Genomic DNA, 9,060 nt, shown 5'->3' with positions numbered 1-9,060 from the left:
CGAATGAAATAGTTTGGAATATGTGAGTCCGACCGCAACGAGCCTGCGAGTTGCGTCAAGCGACCAAGCGAACGGAATAGATTGGAGGGTGTGAGTCTGACCGCAACGAGCCTGCGAGTTGCGTCAAGCGAACAGCAAAGCTGTTCGCGTTAATAAATAAGGAGTATATGATCTCTCGTATCATATACTCCCTTTTTTGGTCGCCTTCTCCCACTCCTCTTCAATCTTCTCTACTATGTCTTCGTGGGATACGCGATATTCTTTTTCACCAACATCTCCTCCTGCTTCAACTCTCGCCCGGGCGGTCACCTCAAACCCTACACATCCGTTGAGGATGGGGGTGGAGATTATCACCAACGCGAACACCAACCTTTTCAGATTGTTCATCTTTCTCTCCTTTGTTCTGTGTGTGAATTGGTGTCTATGTGTTGGTTAGAACCCAACTTTTAGACCTGCTTTAATTGTATCATAAAATAGATTGTGTGTCAATGTAAATAAAGAAAAAAGAAATAGCGTAGGGATGAGACATCCCTACGCCACAGATATTGTCGCTACCACCCTACTCCTTCTCTTTTTCCTTCTACCGTAAAGACGTATCCCACCGCTGCTCCGCACTTCTTGGCGACTATGAGTATCGCGACTTCTTCATATCCCTCTGGGATTGTGTCGCTATAGACCACGGCAGATTTCTCTGTATGACCTGATATCTCGACTTCTTTACGAGTGGTCCCCACAAAAGCATCAACACAATGGTAGGAAACATATTTCCGACCCCCCCCTCGAGTATCGTTTTCCGTTTCCACCTTGGCGATATCGGGATAATCAGAAGTGTAGTAACCTGCATCATCATCGGCAACGCAGATGGTGGGGAGTGTGAAAGCGACAAGGAGTGCGAGAATCATATTCCTCTTCATATTTTTTACCTCCTATGCCTTTTGGCATTGTTAAAGAACTCTACTATTATATTACCCTATTTGTTATATAATAAATAGTGTAAACCTTAATTTAATTGGTATAAAGTTAATAAAATAAGCATATTTCTGTGGATAAAGAAGGACACATACACCCCATATTTCGTATTCAGGGAGAGATAGTAGATATTTTCTCTGAGTATGGTTTTGTGGTTGAGAGTGGACCAGAGCTTGAGACTCCGCACTATAACTTTGATGTTCTTAATATGCCGAAACATCATCCGTCTCGAGAGATGCAAGAAACTTTTTGGATTGGTGAGAATTCTTTGATGCGGACTCACACTTCAAACACTCAGGTTAGGTATCTTGAAAAAAACGAGCCACCTGTAAAAGTTATTGTGCCTGGTAAAGTTTTTAGAAATGAAGCGACTGATGCAAGTCATATTGAGCAGTTTTATCAGTGTGAGGGTTTTGCTGTGAGTGAGAGGGAGAGTATGTCTGATCTTTTGGGGATACTTGATATATTTTTTAAAGAATTTTTTGGTGGTGGGACAGAGACAAGAGTGAGGAGCAGTTATTTTCCTTTTACCGAGCCGAGTATTGAGGTGGATATAAAAGATGGTAATGGAAATTTTCTTGAAGTTGCCGGCGCAGGGATGATAAATCCAATAGTTCTAAAAAATGCAGGAATTGATTCTCGGAAATATAGGGGTTTTGCTTTTGGTTTTGGTGTGGATAGGTTGGCTATGCTTCGGTATGGGATAGATGATATTCGTCTGTTTTATAAAGGCGATTTAAGGTTTATAAATCAATTTTAATATTATGCGTCTTAGTATAGAGTGGTTACAAAGTTTTTTTGAAAAGGATCTTCCTTCTGTTGATAAAATCGCACAGGCGATAGAGAAACATTTTGTTGAAGTTGAAGAAATTGAAAAATGTGATGATGGCGACACTGTTTTGGTTGTTGATGTTCTGCCGAACAGGGCTGGGGATAGTCTTTCTTATATGAGTTTTGCAAAAGAGGTTGGTGCGTATTTTTCACTTCCACTAAAACGCAATCACTATGAAGAGTTGGCGGAGGTTGAGGGGTTGGGTGATATGGAGATAAAGATAAGCGAGGATTCTGGCTGTAGGCGTTTTGTCGCTATCGTAATGGAGGGCGTTTCTGTCGGAAAATCGCCTGATTGGCTTGTAAAACGGCTTGAAAAGATGGGTCAAAAGGCGATAAATGGCGTGATTGATGTTTCAAATTACATTATGTTTGAGTTTGGCTATCCGATACATATATATGATGCGGACAAGTTGGGCGGTGGTAAAAATAGCATAGCAATAACAAAGGCGAAGCAGGGGGAAGAGATTGACTTGTTGGGCGGAGAGAGTGTTTCAATGCGAGGTGAGGATATTGTCATAAGAGATGGATCGGATAATTCTCCTCTTGCGTTGGCGGGGGTGCGTGGTGGTGCAAAGGCGGAGGTGGATGAGAACACTAAAAGAATTGTTGTTGAGGTTGCAAGTTTTTTGCCGAACCTTGTAAGGGATAGTACGCGAGCGCACTCAATAAAAACAGAGGCGTCTGACAGGTTTTCAAAATCACTTTCGTCTTTGGTGCTTGGAAATGTTTCACGCGGTGCGACAAAACTTTTGGAAGAGGTGTCTGGGGGTAGGGTTGTGGCGCGTAAAGATGTTTTTCCTAAAAAAGAAAATCAGAGGGTTGTTGGTGTGTCTGTGAAAGAGATAAACGATCATCTGGGGACTGCTTTGTCTGAAAAGGATTGTCTTGATGTTTTTGAGCGTCTTTTGTTTAAGTTTGAAGTGGTGTCTGATGTTCGCGACAAGATTGTCACAACTGCTAAAAAGTATGTTGGCGTTCCATATGAATTTGGCTCAAGTATAATCCGCGATGCACCAAAAAAGTTTGATTGTTCGTCTTTTACTTCATACTGTTATGTGTGGTCAGGGGTTGCAATTCCAAGGATAAGTGTAAATCAGTTTTTGTATGGTGATGAGATACAGAGCGGGGAAGTAAAAGAGGGTGATGTTGTCTTTTCCTATCCGCAGGCATATTCAGATAAATACAAATACACAAATGGTGTTGATGAGCCATTGTTTCCAACTCCTTTTACTAAGCGAAGTGTTAAAGAGCCGATAACTCACTGTGGGATTTATGTCGGTGGCGGAAAGGTTATACATGCTTCAGGCGAACCTGAATCAAAGGTGGTGGAGGAGAGCATATCAGAAAGTAAAAAGTTCCAAAATGGTCTTAGATACTCAAGGATTTTACAAAATGAAGACCCAAGGATTGTCGTTTCTGTCCCCATTGAAAGAACGGATATATTTTCAAAAGAGGATTTGATTGAGGAGGTTGGTAGGATTGTGGGTTATGACGGTATAAAAAAGAGTGAGCCAAAGAAGGAGCGACAGCAGAAAGCAAACAAGGAGTTTGCATATAAAAAACTTATAATCAATGAGTTAACGGAGATGGGTTTCTCACAGATTGAAACATCTGTGTTTGGCAAGGAGGGTGATATAAAGGTGATAAAACCACACTCTGCTGATAAAGAGAGGTTGAGAAAGAGTCTCGCAAATGAACTTAAAAATTCTCTTATAAAAAATTCTAATAATGCGGACTTGTTGGGACTTAGTTCTATAAGAATTTTTGAAATAGGTAAGGTCTTTGATAAAAATGGAGAGCGACTGGTACTTGGAATCGGAATGTCAAACAAAAAGGGAACAGCAGGCAAGGAAGAAAAAAGCGACTTTGATCTGGTGTGTGAAAAATTGGCGGCTAAAAATATAAAATTGAACGACTCGCTTTCTGACTCTGGTGTTTTTGAGGTGGATTTTGAGACCATCATAAAAGATGCGCCAGATATAGAACTTCCTACTTTTGAGGATAAAAAAATAAACTATGAAAAGTTTTCAAGTTTTCCACCTGTCCTACGAGATATATCCCTTTTTGTTCCTGCTGATGTGTCTGCAGAAAGTGTGGGAAGCTTGATTGAAAAAGAGTCGGGTGAATTTTTGGTGAGGAAGACATTGTTTGATAAGTTTGAAAAAGATGGGAAGGTGTCTTTCGCGTTTCGTTTGGTGTTTCAATCAAAAGAAAGAACGCTTACAGATTCTGAAGTGGGGGAGATAATGAAGAGAATTGAATCTTCAATAAATAATAAACCTAATTGGTCAGTCCGATGAGTGAGTATAAATTAAAATCATTTCCGTTTTTTTCTCAATACAAAGATATATCTGAGGAAGAATACAAAAAGAAAGCGTGTGGCGTTGTTTCTCTCGCGATGGTACTTCGGTATTTTGATAAAAATTCTCCATCACCAGATGAATTGCTGAAGGAGGGTCTGAAAATAAACGGGCTTGTGGGGGTTGGGTGGAAGCATACATCTCTTGCTATTCTTTCGCGAAATAACGGGTTGGCGTGTTATCTTCAGGAGTTTCTTTCACACAAAGATTTGCCTGACGAAGAGAAAAAACTGCGCGTTTTTGGTATTGAAAAAATAATGGATTCAATAAAACAAGAAAAGCCAATTTTGGTTTCTATAATGAACGAAGGCAGGGGATCTCACATCGTTGTCGTGACTGGTTTTGTGGAGCGCGATGGCAAGTGTGAGAAAATTTTTTATTATGACCCAGAGCTAAATGAGAAAGGTGTTGAGGTGGAAGCGGAAAAGTTTATGGAAATTTGGCGTGGACTTTGTATATTTTTTGAGAAGTATTAAATAAGTGAGTGTACCATTCCGAGTTTTTCTTCCACACATCCTTTTATTTCAAGAGAGCCAAGCGCTCTACTGACTCTTTCTGCGGACATTTTACTTTCTTCGCATATATCATCTCTTGTCTTTGGCTTGTTTAATAAATTGATGACGATTTTCTCATCATCTGTGAGGTCTGTGTCAATCTGTTTCTTTTTTTCAATACCAAGTATCTCCGCGATGTCCTCACCCGATGAAACGGGGGTCGCTCCGTTTTTAAGGAGCCACTGAACGCCTTTTGAGGTTGGTGAGAAAATGGATTGTTGGACGGTGAGGACATCGCGGTTGTAATCGACTGCGAGGCGGGCTGTTATAAGCGTTCCACTTTTCTCTTCTGCTTCTATCACAAGGGTTGCCTGTGAAATACCGGCGAGCAGTCGGTTTCTATTTGGAAAATGGTATCGTGCAACCTTTGTCCCTTCTTTGTATTCAGACATAACAGCACCACCGGACTTAAGGATTTTTTCTGCAAGTGGAACATTTGTTCTTGGGTAAATACTCTCATGGTCAATTCCTGAGCCAACGATGGCGATTGTTTTTAATCCTGCGCTGATTGCCGCCTCGTGTGCTTTTGTGTCAATCCCAAGCGCAAGACCAGATACGATGACAATTGGGTATGAAGATAGGGAATAGATCAAGGTCTCGCAGACTTTTCTTCCATATTCTGTATATTCTCGTGGTCCAACAACGGTAAGACAAATGGAATCCGTGGGCAACTCGCCCTTGAGGAAGAGTGCCTTTGGCGCTGTTGGTATTTCTCTCAAATATTCTGGGATGTCTTCTCCTTTTAGTGTTTTTATGGGATATGTCATGGTAAGTAATTTTATTATATTATACTTTATATATGCTTGATATAAATTTTATAAAAGAAAACAAGGGGATGGTGGAACAAATGATGAAAGACAGAAACACCCCTCCTGTTAATCTTGATCGTGTTATTGAATTGTATGGTCAGAGGAAAGAAAAACTTTCAAAGATAGATGAGCTTCGCAAGAAAAGGAATATCGCTGCTGAAAGTCGTAATGTTGAGGAAGGGAAGGAACTTAAACAAAAGATAGCAAATGAAGAAGCAGCGCTCAAGATTATAATAAAGGAGTTTACGGAACTTATGTGTAAGATTCCGAATCTGCCGACTGCTGACACGCCAAAAGGAAAAGATGAAAGTGAAAATGTGGTCTTGAGAGAGTGGGGCAAAAAACCAGATTTCTCTTTCAAACCAAAACCACATTGGGAGATTGGAGAGAAACTTGGAATTATTGACACCGCAAGGGGTGCCAAAGTCACCTCTTCTCGCTTTAATTTTTTGAAGGGTGATATAGTAAAACTTCAGTTTGCGATAATATCAATGACCCTTCGTGTTGTCTGTGATGAGAAGGAACTCAAAAAAATAATAGACAAAGTTGGGCTTTCCGTTTCCAGCAAACCATTTATACCAATACTCCCACCGACAATGGTAAAACCCGAGATGCTTTACGGTATGGCGCGCCTTGATCCGAAAGAAGACAAGTTTTTCACAGAAAAAGACAATCTATTTATGGCAGGGTCTGCAGAACATCCTTTGGGCGCCATGCACTCCGAAGAAACATTTGATGAAAGTGAATTGCCTAAAAGATATATCGGCTACTCAACTGCTTTTCGCCGCGAGGCAGGGTCTTATGGAAAAGACACAAGGGGGATATTGCGACAGCACCAGTTTGACAAGCTTGAGTTTGAAAGTTTTACGCTTCCAGAAAATTCCGTTCAAGAGCAAGACTTTTTGGTTGCTATTCAGGAACATCTTATGCAGATGCTTGATATTCCTTATCGCGTTGTTGCGATATGTACTGGAGATATGGGGGCTCCTGATCAACGACAGATTGACCTTGAGTCGTGGATGGCAGGGCAGGACACATATCGCGAGACTCATTCCGCTGATTTGATAGGCGGTTATCAGGCGAGAAGGCTTAACATAAAAGTGGCACGAAAAGATGGTAGAAAAGAAATAGTCCATATGAATGATGCGACCGTGTTTGCGATGGGGCGCATATTGATTGCGATAATTGAAAACATGCAAAATGAAGATGGGACGATAAATATCCCACAAGCTCTGCGTAATTATGTCGGCACTGACAAGATAAGAAGGGTATAGGATATGCTGAAGAAAAAAAGAAGGGTAATACTACGCGGCATTTCAAGATTTTTTCAGAAATTGTGGAGGCGAACAAAAAGACCATTCTTAATATCACTACTTCTTTTCATATCCACTTCTGCTTTTGTTGTCTCAGTTTTTAACGCTGATTGGTTGCTCATAAAAAATTTGTCGCTGGATGCACCGCCATATATTGATGAAAACAAAGTGAACTCACTGATTGATGCAGAAGTTTCAGAATACTATTACAAAATTTTTCCTAAAAAGAATTTCTTAATTTATCCAAAAGAAGAAATTATAAGTAAAATAAAAATTAATTTTCCTATTGCAAGAGATGTGATGGTGAAGGCAAGGTGGGGAGGCGAGCTTGATGTGAAAGTTATAAAGCACTCTGTTAAGTATTCTTGGTGTCCAGAAGAAAAATGTTATGCAGTTTCTGCTGGGGGAGTTGTCTTTGCGGAGTTGGAGAGAATGGTTGGTATCCCTCTGAACAATACATTTGAACTTCCAAAACATAAAAATCCGCTAAATCATAAATTTGATGAAATCTCTGCGAATAAAATGAATGTCATAGTTAATTATCTTGAAGAAAGTGATGTTGAGATAGAGTCAATTGATTATGTGGTGAAGCAGGGATATGACAATCAGGTTATTCTGAATGTAAAAGAAGGACCAAAAATTTTTGTTAATTTGGAGGAGCATACTTATGACATATCAAGAGATATATATGTGTCTTTGTTCAAGGCGCTTGGTTACCCTGAGGAAGACGGCAAGTGGGCTGCTGTTGAATACATAGATACTCGCTTTGGGAGGGGTGTTTATTACAAGGAAGAAGGTGAGGGCGAGGAAGAGGATGAGGAGGAGTAGGAAGGGCTCTCTTGCGAGCATAAGTTTTGGTTGTTATACTAATGATAATGGAAATAGCGCTTTATAGAAAACATCGCCCACATGATTTTGATGATGTGTCTGGTCAGGACCATGTGATAAAAACACTGAAAAGTGCGATAAAGAAAAAAGAACTGCATCACGCTTATATCTTTTCTGGAACACGAGGAACGGGGAAGACATCTGTGGCAAGAATTTTTGCCCGTGCTATCGGTTGTAATGAGATGGATATTCACGAGATAGATGCTGCATCACAAAACAGCGTTGAGAACATAAGAGATTTGAATGACTCTGTTAGGACGATTCCGCTGAAGTCAGTTTACAAAGTTTATATTTTGGATGAGGCACACATGCTTTCGAAGTCGGCGTTTAATGCTTTTCTAAAGACACTTGAAGAGCCGCCATCTCACACGGTGTTCATCCTTGCCACGACAGAACCTTCAAAACTGCCCGACACAGTTATTTCAAGGTGTCAGAATTTTACATTTAAGAAACCATCGCTTGAATTACTTGAGAAGACGGTAATGTCGGTTGCAAAAAAGGAAGGATACGAGATAGATTCAGAATCTGCTTCGGTGATTGCTCTTCTTTCAGGCGGGGCATTTAGAGATGCGCTTGGTATTTTACAGAAAGCACTAATCGCAAGTGATGGTAAAAAAGTTTCACGGGATGTTATAGAAAAAGTTTTGGGTGCGCCTACATCAGACCAAGTAAACATTTATCTTGAAGCTTTTGCAGAGTGTGATATAAAGAAAGGTGTGGACGCCATAGAAAAACTTGCTGAAGATAATATAGATATGAGGCTGCTTGTGAAACTTGCGTTGAGAAAGTTGAGATCCATCATTCTTTTCCGTTTCACAGACAATAAATCTTTGCTTGATGATTATAACAAGAAAGATTCTGAGTTTATCAAAAAGGAGGCAAAAAATGATAAACTTAATTTGGATGTTCTATCACTTCTTTTAAGGGTGGTGTCAGATATACCCAAGTCGTATATTCCACACCTTCCGTTAGAGATTGCCTTGATAGAGCACAAGGAACGCCAACAACAGAAATAGACAGAATTTGCCGAGTCGTCTAATGGTAGGACAGCGGCCTTTGAAGCCGTTAATCAAGGTTCGATCCCTTGCTCGGCAGCCAAAATTAGTTAAGTAAATAAAGGATGTATATGGGGGTTGACAGAAAAACCCCTATGTATATAATTAAAGATGAAAGACACCTTTCGGGGTGTCTTTCGCTTTTTTATTATCGCTCGTGGCTTCGCTACTCGCTTGGCTTGCCTCGCAGGCTCGGCAAGGTCAAATTCATGCCAACCGACATCGCAACTCGCAGGCTCGTTGCGGTCGGACTCACATATTCCAAACTATTTCATTCG

Annotated in this window: 10 protein-coding genes and 1 tRNA gene; 8 read left to right on the top strand and 3 right to left on the bottom strand. The window is 40.5% G+C overall.

Going from position 1 to position 9,060, the window contains the following annotated elements:
* Positions 1-180 precede the first annotated feature (180 nt).
* Together OXU73_00845 and OXU73_00840 are read right to left on the bottom strand one after the other, a co-directional pair.
* Complete coding sequence (locus OXU73_00845) at positions 181-387, bottom strand: hypothetical protein (protein MDD9867865.1); 207 nt, start codon at positions 385-387, stop codon at positions 181-183.
* Between the two features lie 164 nt (positions 388-551).
* On the bottom strand, positions 552-914 hold the full coding sequence (locus OXU73_00840) for a hypothetical protein (protein ID MDD9867864.1): 363 nt from the start codon (positions 912-914) through the stop codon (positions 552-554).
* Positions 915-1,042: 128 nt separating this feature from the next.
* Between OXU73_00840 and pheS the strand changes: the two genes are divergently transcribed.
* Genes pheS through OXU73_00825 form a run of 3 tightly spaced genes read left to right on the top strand, consistent with a single transcriptional unit; the run spans position 1,043 to position 4,639 of the window.
* Positions 1,043-1,729, top strand: coding sequence for a phenylalanine--tRNA ligase subunit alpha (gene pheS, locus OXU73_00835; GenBank protein MDD9867863.1), 687 nt, complete (start codon positions 1,043-1,045; stop codon positions 1,727-1,729).
* A gap of 4 nt (positions 1,730-1,733) precedes the next feature.
* Positions 1,734-4,103 carry a phenylalanine--tRNA ligase beta subunit-related protein gene (locus OXU73_00830; GenBank protein MDD9867862.1) on the top strand — a complete coding sequence of 790 codons (2,370 nt, stop codon included), beginning with the start codon at positions 1,734-1,736 and terminating at the stop codon, positions 4,101-4,103.
* The gene (locus OXU73_00825) at positions 4,100-4,639 is read left to right on the top strand and encodes a C39 family peptidase (GenBank protein MDD9867861.1); all 540 of its coding nucleotides are present in this window, start codon (positions 4,100-4,102) and stop codon (positions 4,637-4,639) included. The genes OXU73_00830 and OXU73_00825 overlap by 4 nt, the downstream gene beginning before the upstream one ends.
* Here the strand turns inward: OXU73_00825 and dprA are convergent.
* On the bottom strand, positions 4,636-5,484 hold the full coding sequence (dprA, locus tag OXU73_00820; GenBank protein ID MDD9867860.1) for a DNA-processing protein DprA: 849 nt from the start codon (positions 5,482-5,484) through the stop codon (positions 4,636-4,638). The two genes, OXU73_00825 and dprA, sit on opposite strands and share 4 nt — an antisense overlap.
* A gap of 32 nt (positions 5,485-5,516) precedes the next feature.
* On the opposite strand from dprA, the gene serS reads away from it, so the two are divergent.
* From serS to OXU73_00795, 5 genes are all read left to right on the top strand, one after another.
* Positions 5,517-6,800 (top strand): serine--tRNA ligase, encoded by a 1,284-nt coding sequence (gene serS / locus OXU73_00815; protein MDD9867859.1) that lies wholly within the window; start codon positions 5,517-5,519, stop codon positions 6,798-6,800.
* 3 nt (positions 6,801-6,803) lie between these two features.
* Positions 6,804-7,667, top strand: coding sequence for a hypothetical protein (locus OXU73_00810; protein MDD9867858.1), 864 nt, complete (start codon positions 6,804-6,806; stop codon positions 7,665-7,667).
* Between the two features lie 41 nt (positions 7,668-7,708).
* Positions 7,709-8,743 carry a DNA polymerase III subunit gamma/tau gene (dnaX, locus tag OXU73_00805; protein ID MDD9867857.1) on the top strand — a complete coding sequence of 345 codons (1,035 nt, stop codon included), beginning with the start codon at positions 7,709-7,711 and terminating at the stop codon, positions 8,741-8,743.
* Between the two features lie 8 nt (positions 8,744-8,751).
* A tRNA-Gln gene (locus OXU73_00800) sits at positions 8,752-8,825 on the top strand.
* 52 nt (positions 8,826-8,877) lie between these two features.
* Positions 8,878-9,060: hypothetical protein (locus OXU73_00795; GenBank protein MDD9867856.1), on the top strand; the 183-nt coding region annotated here is incomplete at its 3' end.

The organism is Candidatus Campbellbacteria bacterium, from assembly GCA_028817035.1.
GTDB lineage: Bacteria > Patescibacteriota > Minisyncoccia > Phycocordibacterales > JABAAK01 > JAPPQH01.
The sequence above is the reverse complement of the archived record's forward strand: the minus strand, read 5'-3'. Positions and strand labels throughout refer to the sequence as shown.